Origin of the sequence: Pseudomonas baetica (assembly GCF_002813455.1) — a bacterium.
Lineage (GTDB): Bacteria > Pseudomonadota > Gammaproteobacteria > Pseudomonadales > Pseudomonadaceae > Aquipseudomonas > Aquipseudomonas baetica.
This window is the reverse complement of record NZ_PHHE01000001.1, coordinates 5,312,104-5,336,343: the sequence shown is the minus strand read 5'-3', so window position 1 is coordinate 5,336,343 and position 24,240 is coordinate 5,312,104. Positions and strand designations below refer to the sequence as shown.

Below are 24,240 nucleotides of genomic sequence, written 5' to 3'. Positions count from 1 at the left end.
AATCTGGTTATACTGTGAAGACGACATTCGCCGAAAATTCGAATTTCTCAATTAAGAGAACTCACAAATTTTACCTTAGCCTGATCCGTTACCAGTGAAAGTAACGTTCAGTCTATCTTTCTATCACATACCCAAATTTTTAAAGAACGAACTAGTCAAAGACTAGAAATCAACATCCACCATCGAATCGATGGAATGCTCATTTCTAAGCTTTATACTTCAGAAGCAGTAGTGGTGGAGCCAAGCGGGATCGAACCGCTGACCTCCTGCGTGCAAGGCAGGCGCTCTCCCAGCTGAGCTATGGCCCCGTATTTCTACAGGCGTTTCCCACACAAAATTGGTGGGTCTGGGCAGATTCGAACTGCCGACCTCACCCTTATCAGGGGTGCGCTCTAACCAACTGAGCTACAGACCCAATTTCGAGCTACTAAGGCCGACCTCACCCTGCTCTTAACCACAAAGCATGGGGTACGCTCTAACCAACTCAGCTACAAACCGATACAGGCTGCTTCTTTCGTCTTCTTCAATGAATCAAGCAATTCGTGTGGGAGCTCATGCAGCAGCTGATGTCGTCGATTAAGGAGGTGATCCAGCCGCAGGTTCCCCTACGGCTACCTTGTTACGACTTCACCCCAGTCATGAATCACACCGTGGTAACCGTCCTCCCGAAGGTTAGACTAGCTACTTCTGGTGCAACCCACTCCCATGGTGTGACGGGCGGTGTGTACAAGGCCCGGGAACGTATTCACCGCGACATTCTGATTCGCGATTACTAGCGATTCCGACTTCACGCAGTCGAGTTGCAGACTGCGATCCGGACTACGATCGGTTTTATGGGATTAGCTCCACCTCGCGGCTTGGCAACCCTTTGTACCGACCATTGTAGCACGTGTGTAGCCCAGGCCGTAAGGGCCATGATGACTTGACGTCATCCCCACCTTCCTCCGGTTTGTCACCGGCAGTCTCCTTAGAGTGCCCACCATAACGTGCTGGTAACTAAGGACAAGGGTTGCGCTCGTTACGGGACTTAACCCAACATCTCACGACACGAGCTGACGACAGCCATGCAGCACCTGTCTCAATGTTCCCGAAGGCACCAATCCATCTCTGGAAAGTTCATTGGATGTCAAGGCCTGGTAAGGTTCTTCGCGTTGCTTCGAATTAAACCACATGCTCCACCGCTTGTGCGGGCCCCCGTCAATTCATTTGAGTTTTAACCTTGCGGCCGTACTCCCCAGGCGGTCAACTTAATGCGTTAGCTGCGCCACTAAGAGCTCAAGGCTCCCAACGGCTAGTTGACATCGTTTACGGCGTGGACTACCAGGGTATCTAATCCTGTTTGCTCCCCACGCTTTCGCACCTCAGTGTCAGTATCAGTCCAGGTGGTCGCCTTCGCCACTGGTGTTCCTTCCTATATCTACGCATTTCACCGCTACACAGGAAATTCCACCACCCTCTACCATACTCTAGCTTGTCAGTTTTGAATGCAGTTCCCAGGTTGAGCCCGGGGATTTCACATCCAACTTAACAAACCACCTACGCGCGCTTTACGCCCAGTAATTCCGATTAACGCTTGCACCCTCTGTATTACCGCGGCTGCTGGCACAGAGTTAGCCGGTGCTTATTCTGTCGGTAACGTCAAAACAGCAAAGTATTAATTTACTGCCCTTCCTCCCAACTTAAAGTGCTTTACAATCCGAAGACCTTCTTCACACACGCGGCATGGCTGGATCAGGCTTTCGCCCATTGTCCAATATTCCCCACTGCTGCCTCCCGTAGGAGTCTGGACCGTGTCTCAGTTCCAGTGTGACTGATCATCCTCTCAGACCAGTTACGGATCGTCGCCTTGGTGAGCCATTACCTCACCAACTAGCTAATCCGACCTAGGCTCATCTGATAGCGCAAGGCCCGAAGGTCCCCTGCTTTCTCCCGTAGGACGTATGCGGTATTAGCGTTCCTTTCGAAACGTTGTCCCCCACTACCAGGCAGATTCCTAGGCATTACTCACCCGTCCGCCGCTGAATCCAGGAGCAAGCTCCTTTCATCCGCTCGACTTGCATGTGTTAGGCCTGCCGCCAGCGTTCAATCTGAGCCATGATCAAACTCTTCAGTTCAAACATCTTTGGGTTTTTAAGAAACCCTAAACTTGGCTCAGCAATCGTTGGTTACATCTTTGATTTCTCGCGGAGTAACTTGTGATGCTGATAATCTTGTTGACTATCAGTCTGACTCCACAAGCACCCACACGAATTGCTTGATTCAGTTGTTAAAGAGCGGTTGGTTAAGATCTTTCGTCTCAACCGAGGCGCGCACTCTACAGCAGCCTCATTTGCTGTCAAGTGATTATTTTCAGAAGTTTTCGAAGAATTCTTCAACAACTTCAACCACTTGCGCTTCCGATCTCTCGTTAGCGGGAGGCGAATTCTACAGCGTTACACGCTGCTGTCAACACCTCTTTTTCTCCGCTTTCGACCGAGAAGATCGAACCGTTAAAAGAGCCAAACATTATCGCTCTTTCAACTCCTTCCAGGCTTCGATGAACTGAAGCAATCCGCTATCGAAAACCGTATAACTCATTGAATCTCAAGGAGTTTTCCGTTTCGACTGCGCCGGAAGTGGGGCGAATTATAGACGTCTGGAATCTGCCGTCAACCGTTAATTTCGCCTTTCTCCAAAAGACTTAAAATTCCCCTCTATATAAAGGAAGGCACAGCAGATCCGCGCCCGAGAACCACTCGAACCGCTCGCCGCTGATCACGAAGAGAACGATTGTCGACGAGTACCTGGTTGAGGTTCCCGGGATGACGGCAGATCGACTTGAGCAACTGCCCCCGCCCCGAGAAGCGCGCAAGCGTTCAGCATGCTGGCAAAGCCGATGGCTCGGCCCCTAACTCAAAGTCATCGATCTTTTGAAATCACACCACTCATGAGTACGACCGCAGCAGGGAGAACAGGAGCTCTTGCACACTCAACAAGAGTTCCAGCAGATCTACCATCTGCATCTTCATTGAGCGGTGAATACGAAAAAGCCCCCTGCAGATCATTCGAAGGGGGCTTTAATTATTTCTCAGCCGCCACGCTGCTATCACAGAGAAACGCAGTGGAGAGAAAATGGCCAGGAAGGCCTGAATCAGATGGTGTCCCAGGGCAGGTTCGAACTGCCAACCTTCCCCTTAGGAGGGGGATGCTCTATCCAATTGAGCTACTGAGACACACGATTGTCGCTTTTAGATGATGAGCGACGGACGGCGAGCATGTTAACGGTCAAGCCCTAATTTGTCATGTCATCCGTAGGACTTTTAAGTGTAGGCAGGCGCCTTGCAGTGCTGCGGGAAGAATTACCGTGCATTTTGCACTACCCCAAAAAGCTATCATTGCAGATTGCAACCAGGATAATTAGGAAAACCTTCTCAAATGCTTGTTTTTAAAGGACTTAGTAGCGGTTAGACTATTGGCACGACGGCTGCTTTGCCTGTTCTATAGAAAGAAGAACAATCGGAGCGCCACGCCATGAACACTACTCTTGTGCTTGCCAATGCGATCGCTTTGGCGATTTTGGTGGGTTTCCACTTCTCGCTCGAAAAGGGCGCGCCGATCGCTCAGCGTATGCCGCATTACTTGCAGGTGCAGAAAACACCGCAATTGGCGGTGTTGAGCAATCAGATCGTTGAGCTCCGAGTAGCGAGCTCGCCTGAGCAGACGCTGTCAGCGCACGCAAGCGATCGTCTTGTTTTTTGAAATATTTTCAGGAGTACAGCATGTCTAAATCAGCAGCAGGATTTCTGATCCTCGGCTTATTGAGTGGCGTCATGCATCTTTCGCTATTCGAGGAAACCGAAATATCGCTGCCTCTGATCGGATGCGGCTGTAGTGGTCTAATGAAACCGGACACCCATTTAGGCGAGAATGCTCGCCAGATAGAGGTGTCTGATGACCAAACAACGTCGTTCTTTTTCCGCTGAATTCAAACGCGAGGCCGCAGGCCTCGTGCTCGATCAAGGCTATAGCCATATCGAAGCCAGCCGCTCGCTTGGTGTGGTTGAGTCCGCGTTGCGCCGCTGGGTTAATCAGCTTCAGCAGGAGCGCACTGGCGTTACTCCGCAGAGTAAAGCGCTGACGCCAGAGCAACAGAAAATCCAGGAATTGGAAGCTCGAATCGCTCGACTTGAGCGGGAGAAATCCATTTTAAAAAAGGCTACCGCGCTCTTGATGTCGGAAGAGCACGAGCGCACGCGCTGATTGATCAACTGAGCCCCCAAGAGCCGGTTGATTGGCTTTGCGCAGTCTTTGACGTCACTCGTTCGTGTTACTACGCCCATCGTCTCAGGCGCCGAACTCCAGACGTTGAGCGGCTTCGGTTGCGCAGCCGGGTTAACGAACTGTTTACGCAAAGTCGAAGCGCCGCCGGTAGCCGCAGCATCGTGTCGATGATGCAGGAAGACGGCGAGCAAATTGGGCGGTTCAAGGTGCGAGGCCTGATGCGGGAACTGGAGTTGGTCAGTAAACAACCTGGATCACATGCCTACAAACAAGCGACGGTTGAGCGGCCTGACATTCCGAACATATTGAATCGAGAGTTTGATGTGCCGGCGCCGAATCAGGTCTGGTGTGGCGACATCACCTACATCTGGGCTCAAGGGAAATGGCATTACCTGGCTGTCGTTATGGATCTTTACGCGCGCCGAGTGGTGGGCTGGGCGCTGTCGAACAAGCCGGATGCGGATCTGGTCATCAAGGCGTTGGACATGGCTTACGAACAGCGTGGCAGGCCTCAAGGGCTTCTGTTTCACTCGGATCAGGGCTCGCAATATGGCAGTCGCCAGTTTCGCCAACGGCTCTGGCGTTACCGCATGCGCCAAAGCATGAGCCGTCGTGGAAACTGCTGGGATAACGCGCCGATGGAGCGTGTGTTTCGCAGCTTGAAAACTGAATGGATACCGACCGTGGGCTACATGACAGCTCAAGAAGCGCACCGCGACATCAGTCATTACCTGATGCATCGGTACAACTGGATTAGACCGCACCAATTCAACAACGGACTGGCCCCAGCTCAGGCCGAGAAAAAACTTAACGTCGTGTCCGGGATTAGTTGACCACTACAGGCGTATTTGCGGTGCTGTTCGTATTAGCACTGATTGCCGGACGTAAAATCAAGTTCGACCCAGTATTGCGTTAACCCTTACCCAATCGAGCAGCTGACTGACGGCGTCAGGCAAGTCGCCGGAGTTGTCGATAAGACACACAGGTCTGTCACTTGACCTCCTTTCCTTGAACAGAGCGTTGCGGGCAAGCCTCGCATCGATCTGCTCAATCGTTTCTCGACCACGCTTGAGCAGTCTCTCTCGCAACACCTCATCCTTGACTGTCAATAAAACGGGTAACAGTGACGGGTAGCGTGTTTGCGCTTGCCGCAGATTGGCGCGAGAGCCGTTCACCAATACATGTCGCCCCGCTTTCAACCACTGATCCATTTCTACTGGAATCCCATAGGACAAACCATTGGCATGCCATACCAGAGAGAAGCCACCTTCGCGAAGACGGCGCTCGAACTCCTCCTGCGTCACGCCGATCGCATCTTCACCCATCGATTCCGCCGAACGCGTAATCACCCGACGCATCACTTCGCAGCTCAACAAACGCAAAGGCTCACGCGCGGCTTCGATCAGGCTGTCCTTGCCTGAACCCGAGGGGCCCATCAGATAAATAAGCCTGCCACCCATCTTGAAAACGCCCTCCGACATGCCTCAGCACTAGTAAATCGGCAAATTGCCACTATTCTGTACAGGTAAGGAACAAGGATCTAAATCCGCATAGAATGCACGCCCTGATGTCTTCGGACATCATTTGATGAGCGCTTGGAAGCGGACAGTGACGCGAGACTAGGCAAAGTTTTCAAACCAGTCCGCATTTCTGATAATTGGTGCTGGCATTACGCCTTTATCCGGCTCAATATTTGTCACAGAATTGACGCCAATGATCTGGCAATTTTGAGGCATGATGCGCGCCTCTCAACAATTCACGTTGAACCATTTGGTGCGGATGCTTGTCCTAAAACACATCCTGCGGCCAATCCCGAGAACCGCTCCCCTGAACTAACCGGTTAAATATATGCGCCCATTGAAACAGGCAATTTATTCCAGCCGTACGGCTGACAAGTTCGTCGTACGTCTGCCAGACGGAATGCGTGAACGCATTGCCGAGGTGGCTCGCAATCATCATCGCAGCATGAACTCCGAAATCATTGCGCGCCTTGAGCAGAGTCTTATTCAGGAAGGCGCACTGGGCGAAGAGCTGAGCATGCGCCTAGACAGCCCCGAGCTTTCGTTGCATGAGCGCGAGTTGCTGCAACGATTCCGTCAACTCTCTCACCGCCAGCAAAACGCTTTGGTGTCGCTGATCGCCCACGACGCCGAAATGGCCGCAGACGCGTCCTGAGCCGAACCAAATATCTCAAGCCAGCGTGAATGCTGGCTTTTCTTTGCCCAGCGTTTGGGCTGGCAGATATACCGGACATAAAAAAGCCCGCCAATGAGCGCGGGCTTTCTATTACAACAAATCAGAGCAGGAAGATCGTGGCCAACCCGAGGAAGATGAAAAAGCCACCACTGTCGGTCATGGCAGTAATCATCACACTGGCCCCCATCGCCGGATCACGACCCAACTTGGCCAGAGTCATAGGGATTAACACCCCCATCAGCGCCGCCAGAAGCAAGTTGAGTGTCATCGCTGCGGTCATCACCACACCCAGCGACCAACTGCCATAAAGCAGATAGGCGACCACACCGATTACCCCGCCCCAGACCAAGCCATTGATCAAGCCCACGGCCAGTTCCTTGCGCATCAGTCGCGATGTGTTGCCGGTACTGACCTGATCGAGTGCCATCGCACGAACGATCATGGTGATCGTCTGATTGCCGGAGTTACCGCCAATACCCGCTACGATAGGCATCAATGCCGCCAGCGCTACCAACTTTTCGATCGACCCCTCAAACAGACCGATCACACGCGAGGCGACAAACGCAGTGACCAAGTTCACCGCCAGCCATGCCCAACGGTTGCGCAAGGATTTCCAGACCGAAGCAAAGATGTCTTCCTCTTCACGAAGACCTGCCATATTGAGGACTTCGCTTTCGCTTTCCTCACGAATCAGGTCGACCATTTCATCGATGGTCAGACGGCCGATCAGCTTGCCGTTTTTGTCGACCACCGGGGCAGAGATCAAGTCGTAACGCTCGAACGCCTGAGCAGCGTCATAAGCATCTTCATCCGGATGAAAACTCACCGGATCGCTGGCCATTACTTCAGCAACCTGTTTCTCCGGATCGTTCACCAGCAAACGCTTGATCGGCAGCACACCCTTGAGCACGCCGTCGTAATCGACCACAAACAGTTTGTCGGTATGACCGGGCAACTCTTTGAGACGCCGCAGGTAACGCAAAACCACTTCAAGACTGACATCCTCACGAATGGTCACCATCTCGAAGTCCATCAGCGCACCGACCTGCTCCTCGTCATAAGACAAGGCCGAGCGCACTCGCTCGCGTTGTTGCTGGTCCAGCGTCTCCATTAACTCATGGACGACATCTCGCGGCAGCTCGGAGGCCAGATCAGCGAGTTCGTCGGCATCCATGTCCTTGGCAGCAGCCAGGAGCTCGTGATCGTCCATGTCGGCGATCAGTGTTTCACGGACGGAATCGGATACTTCGAGAAGAATGTCGCCGTCGCGATCAGCCTTGACCAACTGCCAGAGCGTCAGACGGTCGTCCAGTGGCAAGGCTTCGAGAATGTAGGCTACGTCGGCGGAGTGCAGATCATCGAGCTTGCGTTGCAGCTCGACGAGATTTTGCCGGTGAACCAGGTTTTCGACCCGGTCGTGATGAGCGCCTTCCTGGCGATGAGTCAGGTCTTCGACGACCCGTTGACGCTGCAGCAGCTCGACGACTTGAGCCAGGCGATCCTGCAGGCTTTCCTGTGTTTTCTTTACTTCGATTTCAGACATAGGCGAACTCCACTCCCAGCAGCGGGGCACGCCGGAAGATTCAATCAGTCAATTCATGATTGGTGAAACGGGGTACTGAGTAACTACTGGGTAAGTCCATGGAGGTATTCCATAAGCCCCGGCGGGGCTGACGGGCGCAATGATACACCGCCTGACGGTTTTAAACGTTAAAAAATCGTGGCCGAAACAAGCGCTTGCGAAACAAACTGAGCGCCGTCCTGATCCATGCAGATGCGACGACTCATCCTGAAAAGAAAACACACCGACAATGAAAAATGCAGCGACTACCCTTGAGCATAGATCGTCATGGAGGACGTCGAATGCCATCGAAAACAACTCGTTTTGTACTCACCAGCCTGCTCTGCCTACCGCCCGCCGGGGCAGCGACCAGCCTTCACCGATGTGAAGCGCCCGACGGCAGCGTCACTTTCACCAGCATGAGTTGTGCGAGCGGTGAACAACGCTCAGTTCAGGAAGTACACCCCTACTCGCCCGGATCGGTCGTAGCGATCATGCCGGAGCACGACCACGAAGAAAAATCCGGTATGAAAGCCCGCGGTCGAGAACCGGGTATTGTTGGGCGCGCGCAAGACAAGTGCGCAAATCTGATAGATGCCAGACAGCGACGCGAAGCGATCATCAATCGACGCATCATTGCCGGCATGAACCAGCAGGACGTCGAAAGCGCGCTCGGCAAACCGGACAAGGTCAATATTCGGACTTCGACGACGAGCTATCGGTACGACCTCAAACGAGGCCGAAGTGCTCAAGTCGATTTCGATGAGAAGGGATGCGTGAAAGGGAAAGCCAAATCGCAGAAAGCAAAAAGCCCGCGTTAAACGCGGGCTTTTCGGTATATGGTGCACTCGACAGGATTCGAACCTGTGACCGCTCGGTTCGTAGCCGAGTACTCTATCCAGCTGAGCTACGAGTGCATTTTGTGTTTTTAAACCAGACCACAACTGATTGAAGCCAAGTCACCTGCATTGCTGCAAACAACTCTTAAATGGTGCACTCGACAGGATTCGAACCTGTGACCGCTCGGTTCGTAGCCGAGTACTCTATCCAGCTGAGCTACGAGTGCATTTGTGTTTTTAGACCAGATCACATCTGGTTGGAGCCAAGTCATTTACATCGCTGTAACTGACTCTTAAATGGTGCACTCGACAGGATTCGAACCTGTGACCGCTCGGTTCGTAGCCGAGTACTCTATCCAGCTGAGCTACGAGTGCATTTGTTGCGCCGCATTATAGCCCGTCTAATCTCTATTCCAACCACTTTTTCTAATAATTTCAACAACTTACAGAAAAAGCCAGATTACGACGTACTAAGCAAATAATGGCGGAGAACGGGGGATTCGAACCCCCGACACCCTTTTGAGGTGTACTCCCTTAGCAGGGGAGCGCCTTCGGCCACTCGGCCAGCTCTCCGCAACACGGGGCGTATCTTAACCAACCTTTTCCCCGTTTGCAAACATAAAAATCGATAAAAATTAATGGCTTGGTTCTTCGTCCTTCTCTTTCTTTATACGCAGGTAAATTTCCTCACGGTGCACGGCAACCTCTTTCGGAGCGTTCACACCGATGCGCACTTGATTTCCTTTAACGCCGAGCACGGTCACGGTGATTTCTCCATCACCGATAATCAGGCTTTCTGCGCACCGACGAGTCAGAATCAGCATACCTTTCTCCTCACGCATTTCATTTCAGGGACAACAGTCTGCAAAAAAAAGGCACCCGACCTACAACCGGAGCGATCGTAGCCCTACATGCCTGAGTATTGACCAGCACGAGCAAAAGAACAGTTCAGGGCTCGCGCCATTCAAAAATAAAGGGCGCGGTCCGACCGCGCCCTTCAAGAAACGGAATTACTCGCCCTGACGGGCCGGAGCATCCAGTTCGAAAGCCGTGTGCAGAGCGCGCACGGCCAGTTCCAGGTATTTCTCTTCAATCACCACGGAAACCTTGATTTCCGACGTCGAGATCATCTGGATGTTGATGCTTTCTTTCGCCAGGGATTCGAACATGCGGCTGGCCACGCCTGCGTGGGAACGCATGCCGACGCCAACGATCGAGACCTTGGCAATCTTGGTGTCGCCAACCACTTCACGGGCACCGATCTCGCGAGCAGTGTTTTCCAGCACGGTCTGTGCGGCCTGGTAGTCGTTGCGGTGCACGGTGAAGGTGAAGTCGGTGGTGTTATCGTGCGCAACGTTCTGCACGATCATGTCGACTTCGATGTTCGCGGCACTGATCGGGCCGAGAATCTTGAACGCCACACCCGGGGTGTCTGGCACGCCACGGATGGTCAGCTTGGCTTCATCGCGATTGAAAGCGATGCCGGAAATGATCGGCTGTTCCATGGTTTCCTCTTCATCAATAGTAATGAGGGTGCCCGGACCCTCCTTGAAGCTGTGCAGTACGCGCAGCGGAACGTTGTACTTGCCGGCGAATTCCACCGCACGGATCTGCAGCACCTTGGAACCGAGGCTGGCCATTTCCAGCATCTCTTCGAAGGTGATCTTGTCCAGACGCTGAGCGACCGGCACGACACGCGGGTCGGTGGTGTAGACACCATCGACGTCGGTGTAGATCTGGCATTCGTCAGCCTTCAGCGCAGCAGCGAGTGCCACACCGGTAGTGTCGGAACCGCCACGACCCAGCGTAGTGATGTTGCCGTGCTCGTCGACGCCCTGGAAACCGGCGACTACGACAACGCGGCCCGCCTTCAGATCACCACGAATCTTCTGGTCATCAATCTGCAAGATACGCGCTTTATTGTGCGCACTGTCCGTCAGAATCCGCACCTGATTACCGGTGTACGACACCGCCGGCACACCGCGCTTGATCAGCGCCATGGCCAACAGGGCAATCGTCACCTGCTCACCGGTGGAAACGATCACGTCCAGTTCACGCGGAACCGGTTGCACGTCACCACTGATTTGCTTGGCCAGATCGATCAGACGGTTGGTTTCGCCGCTCATTGCAGACAACACGACCACCAGGTCATCGCCGGCATCGCGGAATTTCTTAACCTTGTCGGCGACCTGCTCGATTCTCTCGACAGTGCCGACCGAGGTGCCTCCAAATTTCTGTACGATCAAAGCCATTTCAAAGCCGCCTCTGCCCATGAAGGGCGCCCAAATAATCAACTCAAACAGCCGCCGGGCCCGCCACTAGACTGCGCGCCCGACGGACCGTCTTATAAAGCTTGCTCGACGAATGGAACGGTCAGCGCCAGTGCTCCATCCAGCGCGCCGGCGTCGATACCGCCGCCCTGCGCCATGTCCGGACGACCACCGCCCTTCCCGCCCACTGCCGCAGCAGCCTGTTTCATCAAATCACCGGCTTTGAGTTGGCCAGTCAGGTCTTTGGTTACGCCCGCAACCAGAACGACCTTTTCCTCATGGACACTGCCGAGCAGGATCACTGCGCGGCCGAGTTTGTTTTTCAGCTGATCGACCAGCGCCAGCAGCGCCTTGGCGTCCTGACCATCCAGACGTGCGGCCAAAACCTTCACGCCTTTGACGTCCAGTGCCGCGCTCGACAGATCGTCGCCCGCAGCGCTGGCCGCCTTGGCTTGCAACTGCTCGAGTTGCTTCTCCAGTTGGCGATTGCGCTCCAGCACAGCCGACAGCTTGTCGATCAGGTTGTCGCGGCTGCCCTTGACCAGGCTGGTCGCTTCCTTGAGTTGTTCTTCTGCGGCGTTCAAGTAGGCCAGTGCCGCGGCACCGGTGACTGCCTCGATACGACGCACGCCCGATGCCACACCGCCTTCGCTGATGATTTTCAGCAGGCCGATGTCGCCGGTACGGTTGGCGTGGATGCCACCGCACAGCTCGACGGAGAAATCGCCGCCCATGCTCAGCACACGCACGTTGTCGCCGTACTTCTCGCCGAACAGCGCCATCGCGCCTTTCTGCTTGGCGGTTTCGATGTCGGTTTCTTCGGTTTCAACAGCGGAGTTCTTGCGAATCTCGGCGTTGACGATGTCTTCCAGCGCTTTGATCTGCTCAGGCTTGATCGCTTCAAAGTGGCTGAAGTCGAAACGCAGACGCTGGCTATCCACCAACGAACCTTTCTGCTGAACGTGCTCGCCCAGCACCTGGCGCAATGCAGCGTGCAGCAAGTGGGTGGCCGAATGGTTCAACGAAGTCGCGTGACGCACCTCGGCATCGACGTGGGTTTCCACGGGCGCGCCGATGGTCAGGCTGCCGGAATCCAGCACACCGTGGTGCAGGAAGGCGCCGCCGGTCTTGGTGGTGTCACGAACGTCGAAACGCGCGTTGCTCGCCTGCAGATAACCGCAATCACCGATCTGGCCGCCGGATTCAGCGTAGAACGGCGTCTGGTTCAGAACGATCACCGCCTCTTCGCCTTCATTCAAGACGTCGACCGACTGGCCTTCTTTATAGATAGCGACAATTTTCGCCGAACCGCTGGTGTCTTTGTAGCCGGTGAACTCGGTGGCCACATCAACCTTGACCAGCGTGTTGTAGTCCAGACCGAACGAGCTGGCCGAGCGCGCACGAACACGCTGGGCTTCCATTTCACGCTCAAAACCGGCTTCGTCGACAGTCAGGCTGCGCTCGCGGGCGATGTCCGCGGTCAGGTCCATCGGAAAACCGTAGGTGTCGTAGAGTTTGAACACCACGTCGCCTGGCACCACGGTGCCTTTGAGTTCAGCCAGATCCTGCTCGAGAATCTTCAGGCCGTGCTCCAGAGTCTTGGAGAACTGCTCTTCTTCGGCTTTGAGTACGCGCTCGATGTTGCTCTGCTGCTTTTTAAGTTCCGGGAACGCTTCGCCCATCTCGGCGACCAGCGCCGCGACGATCTTGTAGAAGAAGCTGCCGGTGGCGCCGAGCTTGTTGCCGTGACGGCAGGCGCGACGAATAATCCGGCGCAGTACGTAGCCACGACCTTCGTTGGATGGCAGCACGCCGTCGGCGATCAGGAAGCCGCACGAACGAATGTGGTCGGACACCACTTTCAGCGAAGACTGATCGCCGTTTTCGCAACCGATGGCTTCAGCCGAGGCCTTCAGCAGGTTCTTGAACAGGTCAATATCGTAGTTGGAATTGACGTGCTGCATCACCGCACTGATCCGCTCCAGGCCCATGCCGGTATCCACCGACGGCGCTGGCAACGGATGCAACACGCCATCGGCGGTGCGGTTGAACTGCATGAATACGTTGTTCCAGATCTCGATGTAACGGTCGCCGTCTTCTTCCGGCGAGCCCGGTGGGCCGCCCCAGATGTGGTCGCCGTGATCGTAGAAAATCTCGGTGCACGGGCCGCACGGGCCGGTATCGCCCATGGTCCAGAAGTTGTCGGAGGCGTACGGCGCGCCTTTGTTGTCGCCGATGCGGATCATGCGCTCGACCGGCACACCGATCTCTTTGGTCCAGATGTCATACGCTTCGTCGTCGGAGGCGTAAACGGTGACCCAGAGTTTTTCCTTCGGCAGTTTCAGAACGCCGGTCAGGAAGGTCCAGGCGAAGGTGATCGCGTCGTGCTTGAAATAGTCACCGAAGCTGAAGTTACCGAGCATTTCGAAGAATGTGTGGTGACGAGCGGTATAACCGACGTTTTCCAGGTCACTGTTCTTGCCACCGGCACGCACGCATTTCTGGCTGCTGGTTGCGCGGGTGTACGCACGTTTTTCCTGGCCCAGGAAGCAGTCCTTGAACTGGTTCATCCCCGCGTTAGTGAACAGCAGGGTTGGATCGTTGCCCGGAATCAAAGAGCTGGAGGCTACACGGGTGTGGCCTTGCTCTTCGAAGAAGCGAAGGAAGGCTTCACGGATTTCTGCGCTTTTCATTAGGTTCTTCCACGGAGGCTGCGGCCAAAGGCCTGTGCGAAACGTCAACAGACGAAGCGACGGCAAAGGGCCGCATTATATCGGCCCTGCGCGCGGGGTACAGCGTGTTTATACGATAGAAACGGTCAATTGGACGGCTAACGCTGTCACTTGCGCGAAAACTCGACAAATGTCGCGATCACTTGCTCGATTTGCGAGCGATTGACGTCCATGTGCGTGACCATGCGCAGACGCGCGGCGGCGCTCAATTTGATTCCGCGCTCGGCGGCAAATGCCTTGATCGCCTCGGCTTTGTCGCCCATTTGCACGTAAACCATGTTGGTCTGCACCGGCTCGACGCTAAAGCCTGCACCACGCAGGCCTTCGGCAAGAAATTGCGCATTGGCGTGGTCATCCGCCAGACGCTCGACGTTGTGATCCAGCGCGTACAGCCCCGCCGCTGCCAGCAATCCGGCCTGACGCATACCGCCGCCAACCATTTTGCGCAGACGACGCGCTTTGCCGATCAACTCGACCGAACCGCACAACACCGAGCCGACCGGCGCGCCAAGGCCTTTGGACAGGCACACCGACACCGAATCGAAATGCTGAGTGATTTGCCGGGCATCAACGCCCAGCTTGACCGCCGCGTTGTACAAGCGCGCGCCGTCCAGGTGCAGTTGCAGACCGTTGTCCTGAGTGAACTTGCGTGCCCGGGCCAGATACTCCAGCGTCAGCACCTTGCCTTGCATGGTGTTTTCCAGCGCCAGCAGTCGGGTGCGGGCAAAGTGGAAGTCATCCGGCTTGATCGCGGCGGCCACTTGATCCAGATCCAGCGAGCCGTCGGCCTGCACTTCCAGCGGCTGCGGCTGAATTGAACCCAGCACTGCCGCACCACCGCCCTCGTACTTATAGGTGTGCGCCTGTTGGCCGACGATGTACTCGTCACCGCGCTCGCAATGCGCCATCAGCCCGAGCAGGTTGCTCATGGTGCCGGTCGGCACAAACAGCGCAGCGGCGAAACCCAGCCGTTTTGCCAGTTCGGCTTCCAGACGATTGACCGTCGGATCTTCGCCGTACACGTCGTCACCGGTGGCGGCGCTGCTCATCGCGTCGAGCATGGCGGGAGTCGGTTGAGTGACGGTGTCGCTGCGAAGATCGATAACGCTCATGAACCTGGCCTCAAGTCAGCAGGGGAAATCCCTTTATGAAGGTGAATTACTGCGGTCATCGCGCCGATTAATCAACCCTTGAGCGCGAAAAGGTCAGGTTACTTCTTGAGAACACGCCATCCATGTGGGAGCGAGCCTGCTCGCGAAAGCAGTCTTTCAGTGACACATCTACTGACTGACACACTGCTTTCGCGAGCAGGCTCGCTCCCACCGGTTCTGTGCAGGGCCCGAAAATATGTGTTAAAAACGCTGCGCCGCCGACAAAAGGGCGGCGAAAACGTTCTCAGGGCGGGGTGCAATTCCCCACCGGCGGTAATTGCGCGCAATGCGCATAGCCCGCGAGCGCTTGGCGACGGACACGGCTTTGGGCGGTGCACGGCGGCAAGGTCAGCAGACCCGGTGTGATCCCGGGGCCGACGGTCATAGTCCGGATGAAGAGAGAACGGGATTAACGCCAAAGGGCCGTCCGTGCGCTTCTGCGCTCGCGCGTACCCTTGAATCCCTTTCGATTCATAACGCCCTGTTTTTCACACAAACAGGAGTCAGAACATGCAACCCACCGCTATCGATAGCAAAAGCAAACACCCTCACGGCGAGCGCGTTGCGTTCATCCAGGCCTGCTGGCACAAGGAAATCGTCGACCAAAGCCGCAAAGGCTTCCTCGCCGAAATGCTCGTTCAGGGTTATCAGGAATCGGACATCGACTTCTTCGAAGTCGGCGGCGCCTTTGAAATGCCCCTGCACGCCAAGCTGCTGGCCAAGACCGGTCGTTACGCCGGCATCGTCGCGGCAGCCCTGGTCGTGGACGGCGGCATCTACCGTCATGAGTTCGTCGCTCAGTCGGTGGTCAGCGGCCTGATGCAGGTGCAGCTGGAAACGGAAGTGCCGGTGTTCTCGGTATCCCTGACCCCGCATCACTTCCATGCCGGTGAAGAGCATCAGAAGTTCTTCTTTGAGCACTTTGTGCACAAGGGTCAGGAAGCGGCACGGACTTGCGCGGATACGCTGCAGAAGGTTCGTGCGCTGCGTCGTACAGAGCCGCGTGCTGTCGCCGTGTAACGTCGAGTGAGTTTTTAACCTCACTCAAGTCAAATGTGGGAGCGAGCCTGCTCGCGAAGAGGGATAGCCAGCCGACGACAAGTTGACTGGTAGACCGCTTTCGCGAGCAGGCTCGCTCCCACATTGGTTTTGTGCCGATTCAGATGTCGCTATCAGGCGAGGTTTTCGTCGCCGGTCGGGACAATCAGGATGCCCGCCCGCAAGCCGTTCTTGACCTTGGGATTGGGGAAGATGATGCGCGCGCCCTCTTCCTCGATGACCCAACGGGTATTGGCCAGATCTTCGGCCAGCACATAACCCACATCCAATTCAGAAAAGTTCTCGATGTCCGCCGGCAGGTTCAGGCGGAACGCATCGCTGTGCTTGATGATTTCCCGCGCCACACTGAACAGTTGCAAACCATCCAGCCCTTGCTCTGCCCGCTCCGGCTCGGTGCCTTCGATGATCTGCTTGAGACGGGTTTCCAGCAGCGAAACGTTGACTCCATCGTTCTGCCCGAATGGCCGCGCCTTGCCCAATTCCAGCGTGAAAGACTCGGCATCGAGCTTGTCGTAGGTATACGAGCTGAACACGATCGACGGTTTGTTCTGCAACAGCACCGCCTCCATGCCCGCAGCGCGCAGACGTGCCAGCTCCTGACGGGAATGCTGGCGACCTTCCTTCCACGGATACAGGGCGAATTGCTCGATCTTCGAGCCGCGAATGGCGGTGTGCAGGTCGTAATGCAACCGCTGGCGATCCGGCAGGCTGAAGAAGCTCGCCGCCAGCCGTTCCAGCTCACAGGCACGCAGCGCTTCTCTGCCGCTGCTTTGTTCGTGACGGCCGTTGAACAGCCGATTGACGTCCTGCTCGATGAAGCGCTCGCCTTTGCGAATCGCCTCGGGATTGCCGAACAGGAACAGAATGCGTGCGCGCGGCTTCAGGTCGCCGCGAGCGATGTCATGCAGCAGCCGATCAAGCAACTCGATCGGCGCTGTTTCGTTGCCATGGATACCCGCCGACAGCAGCAGGTCCAGGCCATTGTCGCGCGCTTGCGGTGGCCGGACTTCCAGCGCACCTTCGCTCAGCCAGCGCATGCGCACGCCTTCGACAGTCAGTTGAGTCTTCTCCGCCGGTTCACGGCCGGCGAGGGTCAGTTCAAGCAGTTTGCCGAGGGCGAGCATAGAGCGGTTTCCTTAGTGATCGTGGTTGCAATCCGGACCGTGCACGTGGTCTTCGTCGTCGCCGACGTCAGCCGGTTCCATTTCCAGTTGCAGACTTACCAGATTAGTCGCCAATGGGCGCAGCAGCAGGTTGGCGTACTCGGCGTCACCTTCTTCGACGTCCACACCGATCAGCAGTTGGCCGCGGCCGTCCTGCTGGATCCACAGCTCTTTGCCTTGCCACATGACCGCGACGCGGGTGCACGAGGTTTGCAGTTGCGTGCCGTCGGTGTCTTCAAGGATCAGCTGCAGGGAATCGCTCATGTTTTTACTCTCTTGGGGAGACAAGCCGCGCGCCGCGTTCAGGCGGCGTGCCGGCCATCAATTGATCTGGAATGGATAAACCGCGCCCAGTTTAAGGATTTGCGTCAGTTCATCCAGTGCCGTCCGGCATTCAAGCAGCAATTGCGGGTCCGCCAGATCGGTTTCGCTCAGGCGGTCGCGGTAGTGCTTTTCGACCCATGCGGTCAATGAACCGTACAACGGGGCCGTCATGATAACGCCTGGGTTGACCGCCGCCAGTTCAATTTCGTTGAGCGCGACGCGCAGTCGCAGGCAGGCCGGGCCACCGCCGTTCTGCATGCTCTGCTTCAGATCGAAGACTTTCACTTCGCGGATCAGCCCGCCGGAGCTGGTCAGGCTTTGCAGGTAGGCCCACACGCGCTCGTTAGCCTGGCACTCTTGCGGCACGATCAACAGCATCGAACCGTCAGGACGCGACAGCAACTGGCTGTTGAACAGGTACGAACGCACGGCGTCATCCACGGTGACCGCCGAACGTGGCACGCAGATCGACTGGAAGTTACCGCCAACCTTGGCGAGCTTGCCTTGCAGTTCGGCCAGCATCTGTTCGGTGTCGAGGAACGCGTCTTCGTGGTAGAACAGCGCCTCGCCGTTGCCCACAGCAATCACGTCGTTATGGAACACGCCCTGATCGATTACGTTCGGGTTTTGCTGCGCGTAAACCACGCCTTCCTCACGCAGACCGTGCAGACGGGCAACCGCTTGCGAGGCTTCGAGGGTCTGACGCGCCGGGTATTTTTGCGGTGCCGGGAAACGGTTGTCGAAGGCACTGCGACCGAACACGAAGAACTCGACACCGGCCTCGCCGTACTCGCGGCAGAAACGCGTGTGGTTCGCTGCGCCTTCATCACCAAACTGCGCCACCGCCGGCAATGCGGCGTGATGGGCGAAGTGTTGCTGATTGGCGAACATCGCGCCGAGTACACGGCTGGTGGTCGGGTGCTCGATGCTGCGGTGATATTTGCAGTTGAGGTTGGCGGCGGTGAAATGCACGCGACCGTCTGCGGTGTCGGCACTCGGGCTGACCGTGGCGGCGTTGGCTACCCACATGCTCGACGCCGAGCAACTGGCGACCAGCAGCGGCATGGCTTCTTTGGCGGCGCGTTCGATCACTTGAGCGTCGGTGCCGCTGAAACCCAAACGGCGCAGAGCGGCCACGTCCGGACGCTCCTGTGGCGCCAGCACGCCTTGCTGAAAGCCCATTTCCATCAGCGCTTTCATTTTTGCCAGGCCTTGCAGCGCCGCTTCCTTCGGATTCGACGATTGCTGGCTGTTGCTCTGGGACGCAACGTTGCCGTAGGACAGACCGCCGTAGTTATGGGTCGGCCCCACTAGACCGTCAAAATTGACTTCATAGGATTTCATCAGCGAGGCTCCACGAGAATCTGTTGTTATAGGCTTCAGTAACTAACTGTTCAGTGCGACCGAGGCGCGGCCTTCGCGAGCAGGCTCGCTCCCACAGGGAAATGCATTCCAATGTGGGAGCGAGCCTGCTCGCGAATGGGCATCACGCCATCTTCACGCCGGGTGTCAGGGTGGCAGGCAACACCAGACTCGGCGTTTCCAGCGAGGCCACCGGGTACGCGCAGTAATCCGCCGCGTAGTAAGCGCTGGCGCGATGGTTGCCCGAGGCACCGACACCGCCAAACGGCGCGCTGCTCGCGGCACCGGTCAGCTGCTTGTTCCAGTTGACGATACCGGCGCGGCTTTCCAGCCAGAACTGTTGATAGCGATCTTCGGAATCGGACAGCAGACCGGCGGCCAAACCGTAAGCGGTGTCGTTGGCCTCGCTGATCGCAGCAGCGAAATCGGTATAGCGGATCACTTGCAGCAGCGGACCGAACAGTTCTTCATCCGGACGCTCGGCCACAGCCGTCACATCAACAATGCCCGGCGTCAGCAGCGCCGATTGCGCCTGCGGCTGAGTCATCGCCAGCAGCGACACCGCGCCGTTGGCCAGCAGATTTTCCTGAGCATCCATCAGCGCTTTCGCCGCGCCGAGGGAAATCACCGAGCCCATGAACGGCGCCGGTTGCTGATCGAATGCGCCGACTTCAATCGTCGCACTGACCTCAACCAGACGCTTGAGCAGGCTGTCGCCCCACGCGCCTTGCGGCACCAGCAGACGGCGGGCACAGGTGCAGCGCTGGCCGGCAGAAATGAACGCCGACTGAATGATCGTATAAACCGCTGCATCCAGATCCGCGACCTGATCGACCACCAGCGGGTTATTACCGCCCATTTCCAGCGCCAGAATCTTGTCCGGACGCCCGGCGAATTGCTGGTGCAGATGATTGCCGGTGCGGCTGGAGCCGGTGAAGAACAAACCGTCGATGCCCGGGTTCGCCGCCAGCGCGATGCCGGTTTCGCGCGCGCCCTGCAGCAGGTTCAGAACGCCGGCCGGCAGACCGGCTTCGATCCAACACTTGACCGTCAGCTCGGCGACTTTCGGGGTCAGCTCGCTGGGTTTGAACAACACGCTGTTACCGGCCAGCAGCGCCGGCACGATATGGCCGTTGGGCAAGTGACCGGGGAAGTTGTAGGGGCCGAATACCGCGACCACGCCGTGCGGCTTGTGGCGCAGTACAGCGGTGGCGTCGCCCAGCGGGCCGCTCTTCTCGCCGGTACGTTCACGGTAGCTCTGTACCGAGATCGCAATCTTGTTGACCATGCTGGTGACTTCGGTCGCGGCTTCCCACAACGGCTTGCCGGTTTCCTCACCGATGGTGCGGGCCAGTTCGTCGGCGTGGTTTTTCAGCGCAGCAGCGAACGCTTCGAGAACACTGATGCGCTCGTCCAGCGAACGACGTGCCCAGCCCGGAAAAGCCTGACGCGCAGCCTGCACGGCCGACTCGACCTGAGCGGCGGTGGCGCCCTCCCCCGACCACAGCACTTGCTGGGTCACCGGGTTCAGCGACTGAAAAGCTTCGCCCTGACCGGCCAGCCATTCACCTGCGATGTATAGCGAATTCATTATTTCGACTCCCGAGCAGCGGACAACGCCACGGCGCGCACTTGATCGCCCGCGTTGAGTTGAAGACGTTTGGCGGTCTGCGGATCGACCACCAGAGTGCCGGCGGCCAGACGGGCCGGCGCAGCGGTGATGCGGCAATCTTCGCGCTTGCGGTTATGGATGATGAACGGCGTAGCGTCATCGCCCGGTGTACCAATGGCCAGCACCAGCGCTTCGCTGTCACGCACTGCGCGGATCTTGCTGGTTTCGCATTCGATGGCCGGGCCGGCGTCGAAGATGTCGACGTAACCCTGATAGCTGAAACCTTCACTTTTGAGCATCGCCAGCGCCGGCTCGGTGTCGGGGTGAACCTGACCGATGACGTTGCGCGCATCGGGCGACAGGAAGCAGGTGTACAGCGGGAATTTCGGCATCAGTTCAGCGATGAAGGCCTTGTTGCCGACACCGGTCAGGTAATCGGCCTGGCTGAATTCCATCTTGAAGAAGTGGCGCCCCAGGCTTTCCCAGAACGGCGAACGGCCGGCTTCATCGGACACGCCGCGCATCTCGGCAATGATCTTGTTGCCGAACAGTTCCGGGAACTCGGCGATGAACAGCATCCGCGCCTTGGACAGCATGCGACCGTTGAGGCCAGTGCGGTAATCGGCGTGCAGGAACAGCGAGCACAGCTCGGAGTTGCCGGTCAGGTCGTTGGCGAGGAACAGCGTCGGAATCTCGCGATAGATGTTCAGCTCTTGCGAGGCGCTGACGGTCAGGCCGACACGGAAGTTGTACCACGGCTCACGCATGCCGACGGCGCCGGCAATGGCAGAAATCCCCACCACGCGACCGTCGTCGTCTTCGAGCACGAACAGGTAGTCCGCGTCGCCACGGCCGGCTTCGCCGCGAAAGGTCTTCTCGGCCCAGCCGACCCGGTGGGTCAGGCGTTCTTCGTTGGCCGGCAATGTGGTCAGGCCGGTGCCGGTGCTGCGGGCCAGGTCGATCAGCGCGGATAAATCGCTGCTGCGTACGGGACGAACAATCATGCTATCTCCTCAAACGGGCCGCCTTCGCCACCCGTGAAACTCGCTAAGGCGTTAAACCGCCACCAGGCGCACGCTGGCACCTTCACCGACGCCCAGGGCTTCGGCCGCTTCCATATCCAGCGTCACCGGTTTGCCCGGCGCGTAGTCCAACTCAAGCAACACGGCGCGGTAATCCTGCAACTGCGCGTTGGCCACCAGATACTGGCGCCCGGCACCTTTGACCGGCTCGCCGATCTTCACCGGCACCACACGGCTCTGGGCGATCGAACGGATCCCCGAAACACGTGCATGCAGGGTCGGGCCACCGTCGAAGATGTCGATGTAGTGATCGGTCTCGAAGCCTTCGCGCATCAGGATGTCGAAGGTGATCTGCGCACGCGGGTGCACCTGGCCCATCGCTTCTTGAGCGGAATCCGGCAGCAGCGGCACGTAGATCGGGTAATGCGGCATCAGCTCGGCGAGGAACGTGCGGCTCTTCAGGCCACACAGGCGCTCGGCCTCGGCATAGTTGAGGTCGAAGAAGTTGCGACCAATGGCGTCCCAGAATGGCGAGTCGCCGTTCTCGTCGCTGTAACCGACGATCTCGGTCACTACCGAATCAGCGAAACGCTCCGGGTGGCTGGCAACGAACAGCAGGCGACCACGGGAGTTGAGTTCCGACCAGGGCGAACCGACCAACTCACGCTGCACGTAGAAACTGGTCAGCAAGCTGTTGCCGGTCAGGTCGTGGCATTGCGAAAGCACGTGGATCTTGTTGTGGATCTTCAGCTCGCGGGAGGCGTGGACGAAGGTCTCATTACGGAAGCTATAGAACGGCTCCGAGTAACCGGCCGAAGCAACGATGGCCGAGCAGCCGACCAGTTTGCCGGTGGCGGTGTCTTCGAGGACGAAGAAGTAACTCTCTTCACCGTTGAAGCTCACTTCGGCGGCAAACGAGGCTTCGCTCGCGGCGATCTTGTCGCTCAGACGTTCCACGTCATCCGGCAAGGAAGTGACACCAATCGGGCTGTCCGCAGCCAGACGCTGTACCTCGCCCAGATCAGCCATTTGCGCGGGGCGCATCACCAGCATGGTGTCACTCCTTTCTCTTATAAAAATTTACTGAAAAAAACACCGGATACTGTGGGAGCGAGCCTGCTCGCGAAAGCGGTCTATCTGTCAGCAAAAATGTTGACTGACACGCCCTCTTCGCGAGCAGGCTCGCTCCCACAATGGAGTTCGCCCGGTATCAAAAATTTTGATCGACGCCCGAGAAGCTCAGGCGTCGAAGGGTCTATCAGGCTTGCGTCAGTTTTGCGGCAGCGCGCTCGAAGCGGTCGAGGCCAGCATCGATGTCGGCGTCTTCCACCACCAGGCTCGGGGCGAAACGGATCACGTCCGGGCCGGCTTGCAGGATCATCAGGCCTTCTTTTTCAGCGGCGTTGAAGATGTCCTTGGCCTTGCCTTTCCAGGCCTCGCTCAGCACGCAACCGATCAGCAGACCGAGGCCGCGCACCTGAGTGAACAGGCCGTACTTCTCGCCGATCTGCTGCAGACGGGTCTTGAACTTGTCGTGCTTGGCATTCACGCCATTCAACACTTCAGGGGTGTTGATCACGTCGATCACCGCTTCCGCGACAGCGCACGCCAGCGGGTTGCCGCCGTAGGTGGTGCCGTGGGTGCCGACGACCAGATGTTTGGCCAGCGCTTCGGTGGTCAGCATCGCCGCGATCGGGAAACCGCCGCCCAGGCTCTTGGCGCTGGTGAGGATGTCCGGGGTCACGCCGTAATGCTGGTAGGCGAACAGCTTGCCGCTGCGGCCCATGCCGGTCTGCACTTCGTCGAACACCAGCAGCGCGTTGTTCGCGTCGCACAGTTCGCGGGCACCTTGCAGGTAAGCCAGTTCGGCCGGCAGTACGCCGCCCTCGCCCTGGATCGGTTCCAGCACGACCGCGCAGGTCTTGTCGGAAACCGCGGCTTTCAGCGCCGCCAGGTCGTTATAAGGAACGTGGGTGATGCCCGTGATTTTCGGGCCGAAACCGTCGGAGTACTTCGACTGGCCACCGACATTAACGGTGAACAGGGTACGGCCGTGGAAGCTGTTCAGCGCGGCGATGATTTCGTACTTCTCGCTGCCGAAACGGTCGAACGCCACGCGACGGGCCAGCTTGAACGCGGCCTCGTTGGCTTCAGCGCCGGAGTTGCAGAAGAACACGCGCTCGGCGAACGTGGCGTCGATCAGCTTGTGCGCAAGGCGCAGGGCGGGCTCGTTGGTGAACACGTTGGAAACGTGCCACAGCTTGTTCGCTTGCTCGGTCAGCGCACCGACCAGCGCCGGGTGCGCGTGGCCCAATACGTTGACGGCGATGCCGCCAGCAAAGTCGATCAGCTCGCGGCCGGCCTGATCCCAGACGCGGGAACCGGCGCCACGCACCGGAATGAAAGCGGCAGGCGCGTAGTTGGGAACCATAACCTGGTCGAAATCGGCGCGTTGTACCGCAGCGTGCTCAACGGACATCGGAGTCTCCTGATGAGAAGCACCCGCCTGAAACTGGCGAGCTTGGTGAGGATTGTAAGGACAGTTTTCAGCCCGGCCTTGTCGCCAAGCGACAACTTCTTATAGCGCAAACCCCGGATTTTCCCGGGTTTACGGCAATGCGACATATAGGGTCGCAAAGGCGCAGTTTAAACCGGCGTGCCAGTTTACAGACAGCCTCGCAAGGGCCCT

General features: G+C 57.4%; 19 protein-coding genes, 7 tRNA genes, 1 rRNA gene, 1 pseudogene and 1 riboswitch. Of the genes and pseudogenes, 7 read left to right on the top strand and 21 right to left on the bottom strand.

Going from position 1 to position 24,240, the window contains the following annotated elements; all coding sequences use genetic code 11:
• Positions 1-232: 232 nt before the first annotated feature.
• The 4 genes from ATI02_RS24670 to ATI02_RS24650 form a co-directional block, all read right to left on the bottom strand.
• A tRNA-Ala gene (locus ATI02_RS24670) sits at positions 233-308 on the bottom strand.
• A gap of 30 nt (positions 309-338) precedes the next feature.
• Positions 339-415 (bottom strand) — tRNA-Ile (locus ATI02_RS24665).
• A gap of 162 nt (positions 416-577) precedes the next feature.
• Positions 578-2,114, bottom strand: a 16S ribosomal RNA gene (locus ATI02_RS24660).
• A 1,021-nt stretch (positions 2,115-3,135) separates the two neighbouring features.
• A tRNA-Arg gene (locus tag ATI02_RS24650) sits at positions 3,136-3,212 on the bottom strand.
• A gap of 298 nt (positions 3,213-3,510) precedes the next feature.
• On the opposite strand from ATI02_RS24650, the gene ATI02_RS24645 reads away from it, so the two are divergent.
• The 4 genes and pseudogenes from ATI02_RS24645 to ATI02_RS33385 all read left to right on the top strand — a co-directional run.
• On the top strand, positions 3,511-3,738 hold the full coding sequence (locus ATI02_RS24645; protein ID WP_095191763.1) for a hypothetical protein: 228 nt from the start codon (positions 3,511-3,513) through the stop codon (positions 3,736-3,738).
• A gap of 20 nt (positions 3,739-3,758) precedes the next feature.
• Positions 3,759-3,962, top strand: coding sequence for a hypothetical protein (locus tag ATI02_RS24640; RefSeq protein WP_100847640.1), 204 nt, complete (start codon positions 3,759-3,761; stop codon positions 3,960-3,962).
• A protein-coding gene (locus tag ATI02_RS24635; protein ID WP_095191983.1) for an IS3 family transposase occupies positions 3,931-5,093 on the top strand; the annotation gives its coding sequence in 2 pieces (ribosomal slippage) (positions 3,931-4,186 and positions 4,186-5,093; 1,164 coding nt in all). Before ATI02_RS24640 ends, ATI02_RS24635 begins: the two co-directional genes overlap by 32 nt.
• Positions 5,090-5,176: pseudogene (locus ATI02_RS33385) on the top strand (PA3371 family protein); the annotation flags it as partial. The gene ATI02_RS24635 and the pseudogene ATI02_RS33385, both read left to right, overlap by 4 nt.
• On the opposite strand, the gene phnN reads toward ATI02_RS33385, so the two are convergent.
• Positions 5,151-5,720, bottom strand: coding sequence for a phosphonate metabolism protein/1,5-bisphosphokinase (PRPP-forming) PhnN (gene phnN, locus ATI02_RS24630; protein ID WP_100848494.1), 570 nt, complete (start codon positions 5,718-5,720; stop codon positions 5,151-5,153). The pseudogene ATI02_RS33385 and the gene phnN overlap by 26 nt on opposite strands.
• A 388-nt stretch (positions 5,721-6,108) precedes the next feature.
• Here phnN and ATI02_RS24625 point away from each other — a divergent pair, with 388 nt between their 5' ends.
• The gene (locus ATI02_RS24625) at positions 6,109-6,435 is read left to right on the top strand and encodes an Arc family DNA-binding protein (RefSeq protein WP_003178899.1); all 327 of its coding nucleotides are present in this window, start codon (positions 6,109-6,111) and stop codon (positions 6,433-6,435) included.
• Positions 6,436-6,556: 121 nt separating this feature from the next.
• Here ATI02_RS24625 and mgtE read toward each other — a convergent pair whose 3' ends face one another.
• Entirely contained in the window at positions 6,557-7,999 is a 1,443-nt protein-coding gene (gene mgtE / locus ATI02_RS24620) for a magnesium transporter (protein WP_095191425.1), read from the bottom strand.
• Positions 8,000-8,319: 320 nt separating this feature from the next.
• On the opposite strand from mgtE, the gene ATI02_RS24615 reads away from it, so the two are divergent.
• Entirely contained in the window at positions 8,320-8,838 is a 519-nt protein-coding gene (locus ATI02_RS24615) for a cell envelope protein SmpA (RefSeq protein WP_100847639.1), read from the top strand.
• Between the two features lie 19 nt (positions 8,839-8,857).
• Here ATI02_RS24615 and ATI02_RS24610 read toward each other — a convergent pair.
• The 8 genes from ATI02_RS24610 to ltaE all read right to left on the bottom strand — a co-directional run bounded on the left by ATI02_RS24610 (position 8,858) and on the right by ltaE (position 14,970).
• Positions 8,858-8,934, bottom strand: a tRNA-Arg gene (locus ATI02_RS24610).
• 72 nt (positions 8,935-9,006) lie between these two features.
• A tRNA-Arg gene (locus ATI02_RS24605) sits at positions 9,007-9,083 on the bottom strand.
• A 71-nt stretch (positions 9,084-9,154) separates the two neighbouring features.
• Positions 9,155-9,231 (bottom strand) — tRNA-Arg (locus ATI02_RS24600).
• Positions 9,232-9,338: 107 nt separating this feature from the next.
• A tRNA-Ser gene (locus ATI02_RS24595) sits at positions 9,339-9,429 on the bottom strand.
• Between the two features lie 62 nt (positions 9,430-9,491).
• Positions 9,492-9,680 carry a carbon storage regulator CsrA gene (csrA, locus tag ATI02_RS24590; protein ID WP_002554426.1) on the bottom strand — a complete coding sequence of 63 codons (189 nt, stop codon included), beginning with the start codon at positions 9,678-9,680 and terminating at the stop codon, positions 9,492-9,494.
• Between the two features lie 186 nt (positions 9,681-9,866).
• Positions 9,867-11,108, bottom strand: a complete 1,242-nt coding sequence (locus ATI02_RS24585) for an aspartate kinase (RefSeq protein WP_025112914.1) — start codon at positions 11,106-11,108, stop codon at positions 9,867-9,869.
• 92 nt (positions 11,109-11,200) lie between these two features.
• On the bottom strand, positions 11,201-13,819 hold the full coding sequence (alaS, locus tag ATI02_RS24580) for an alanine--tRNA ligase (protein WP_100847638.1): 2,619 nt from the start codon (positions 13,817-13,819) through the stop codon (positions 11,201-11,203).
• A gap of 146 nt (positions 13,820-13,965) precedes the next feature.
• The gene (gene ltaE, locus ATI02_RS24575) at positions 13,966-14,970 is read right to left on the bottom strand and encodes a low-specificity L-threonine aldolase (RefSeq protein ID WP_100847637.1); all 1,005 of its coding nucleotides are present in this window, start codon (positions 14,968-14,970) and stop codon (positions 13,966-13,968) included.
• A gap of 275 nt (positions 14,971-15,245) precedes the next feature.
• Positions 15,246-15,418: riboswitch (FMN riboswitch) on the top strand.
• A 101-nt stretch (positions 15,419-15,519) separates the two neighbouring features.
• Here ltaE and ATI02_RS24570 point away from each other — a divergent pair.
• Entirely contained in the window at positions 15,520-16,029 is a 510-nt protein-coding gene (locus tag ATI02_RS24570; RefSeq protein WP_100847636.1) for a 6,7-dimethyl-8-ribityllumazine synthase, read from the top strand.
• Between the two features lie 152 nt (positions 16,030-16,181).
• Here ATI02_RS24570 and astE read toward each other — a convergent pair whose 3' ends face one another.
• The 7 genes from astE to ATI02_RS24535 all read right to left on the bottom strand — a co-directional run bounded on the left by astE (position 16,182) and on the right by ATI02_RS24535 (position 24,030).
• The gene (gene astE, locus ATI02_RS24565; protein WP_100847635.1) at positions 16,182-17,192 is read right to left on the bottom strand and encodes a succinylglutamate desuccinylase; all 1,011 of its coding nucleotides are present in this window, start codon (positions 17,190-17,192) and stop codon (positions 16,182-16,184) included.
• Between the two features lie 12 nt (positions 17,193-17,204).
• Positions 17,205-17,495: a hypothetical protein gene (locus ATI02_RS24560; protein ID WP_016983958.1), complete on the bottom strand. Its 291-nt coding sequence runs from the start codon at positions 17,493-17,495 to the stop codon at positions 17,205-17,207.
• Between the two features lie 57 nt (positions 17,496-17,552).
• Positions 17,553-18,899 (bottom strand): N-succinylarginine dihydrolase, encoded by a 1,347-nt coding sequence (gene astB / locus ATI02_RS24555; RefSeq protein WP_100847634.1) that lies wholly within the window; start codon positions 18,897-18,899, stop codon positions 17,553-17,555.
• Positions 18,900-19,041: 142 nt separating this feature from the next.
• The gene (gene astD / locus ATI02_RS24550) at positions 19,042-20,511 is read right to left on the bottom strand and encodes a succinylglutamate-semialdehyde dehydrogenase (protein ID WP_167394921.1); all 1,470 of its coding nucleotides are present in this window, start codon (positions 20,509-20,511) and stop codon (positions 19,042-19,044) included.
• A complete protein-coding gene (gene astA / locus ATI02_RS24545; protein WP_100847632.1) occupies positions 20,508-21,533 on the bottom strand; it encodes an arginine N-succinyltransferase subunit beta in 1,026 nt (341 codons plus the stop codon). Before astA ends, astD begins: the two co-directional genes overlap by 4 nt.
• A gap of 51 nt (positions 21,534-21,584) precedes the next feature.
• Positions 21,585-22,604, bottom strand: a complete 1,020-nt coding sequence (gene aruF / locus ATI02_RS24540; protein WP_100847631.1) for an arginine/ornithine succinyltransferase subunit alpha — start codon at positions 22,602-22,604, stop codon at positions 21,585-21,587.
• Positions 22,605-22,809: 205 nt separating this feature from the next.
• Positions 22,810-24,030 (bottom strand): aspartate aminotransferase family protein, encoded by a 1,221-nt coding sequence (locus tag ATI02_RS24535; protein ID WP_100847630.1) that lies wholly within the window; start codon positions 24,028-24,030, stop codon positions 22,810-22,812.
• Positions 24,031-24,240 lie beyond the last annotated feature (210 nt).

Excerpts from the sequence above, each read along its gene's own strand:
- ATI02_RS24645 (WP_095191763.1), top strand. The coding sequence starts at position 3,511 with ATGAACACTACTCTTGTGCTTGCCAATGCGATCGCTTTGGCGATTTTG.
- ATI02_RS24640 (WP_100847640.1), top strand. The coding sequence starts at position 3,759 with ATGTCTAAATCAGCAGCAGGATTTCTGATCCTCGGCTTATTGAGTGGC.
- phnN (WP_100848494.1), bottom strand. The coding sequence starts at position 5,720 with ATGGGTGGCAGGCTTATTTATCTGATGGGCCCCTCGGGTTCAGGCAAG.
- ATI02_RS24625 (WP_003178899.1), top strand. The coding sequence starts at position 6,109 with ATGCGCCCATTGAAACAGGCAATTTATTCCAGCCGTACGGCTGACAAG.
- mgtE (WP_095191425.1), bottom strand. The coding sequence starts at position 7,999 with ATGTCTGAAATCGAAGTAAAGAAAACACAGGAAAGCCTGCAGGATCGC.
- ATI02_RS24615 (WP_100847639.1), top strand. The coding sequence starts at position 8,320 with ATGCCATCGAAAACAACTCGTTTTGTACTCACCAGCCTGCTCTGCCTA.
- csrA (WP_002554426.1), bottom strand. The coding sequence starts at position 9,680 with ATGCTGATTCTGACTCGTCGGTGCGCAGAAAGCCTGATTATCGGTGAT.
- ATI02_RS24585 (WP_025112914.1), bottom strand. The coding sequence starts at position 11,108 with ATGGCTTTGATCGTACAGAAATTTGGAGGCACCTCGGTCGGCACTGTC.
- alaS (WP_100847638.1), bottom strand. The coding sequence starts at position 13,819 with ATGAAAAGCGCAGAAATCCGTGAAGCCTTCCTTCGCTTCTTCGAAGAG.
- ltaE (WP_100847637.1), bottom strand. The coding sequence starts at position 14,970 with ATGAGCGTTATCGATCTTCGCAGCGACACCGTCACTCAACCGACTCCC.
- ATI02_RS24570 (WP_100847636.1), top strand. The coding sequence starts at position 15,520 with ATGCAACCCACCGCTATCGATAGCAAAAGCAAACACCCTCACGGCGAG.
- astE (WP_100847635.1), bottom strand. The coding sequence starts at position 17,192 with ATGCTCGCCCTCGGCAAACTGCTTGAACTGACCCTCGCCGGCCGTGAA.
- ATI02_RS24560 (WP_016983958.1), bottom strand. The coding sequence starts at position 17,495 with ATGAGCGATTCCCTGCAGCTGATCCTTGAAGACACCGACGGCACGCAA.
- astB (WP_100847634.1), bottom strand. The coding sequence starts at position 18,899 with ATGAAATCCTATGAAGTCAATTTTGACGGTCTAGTGGGGCCGACCCAT.
- astA (WP_100847632.1), bottom strand. The coding sequence starts at position 21,533 with ATGATTGTTCGTCCCGTACGCAGCAGCGATTTATCCGCGCTGATCGAC.
- aruF (WP_100847631.1), bottom strand. The coding sequence starts at position 22,604 with ATGCTGGTGATGCGCCCCGCGCAAATGGCTGATCTGGGCGAGGTACAG.
- ATI02_RS24535 (WP_100847630.1), bottom strand. The coding sequence starts at position 24,030 with ATGTCCGTTGAGCACGCTGCGGTACAACGCGCCGATTTCGACCAGGTT.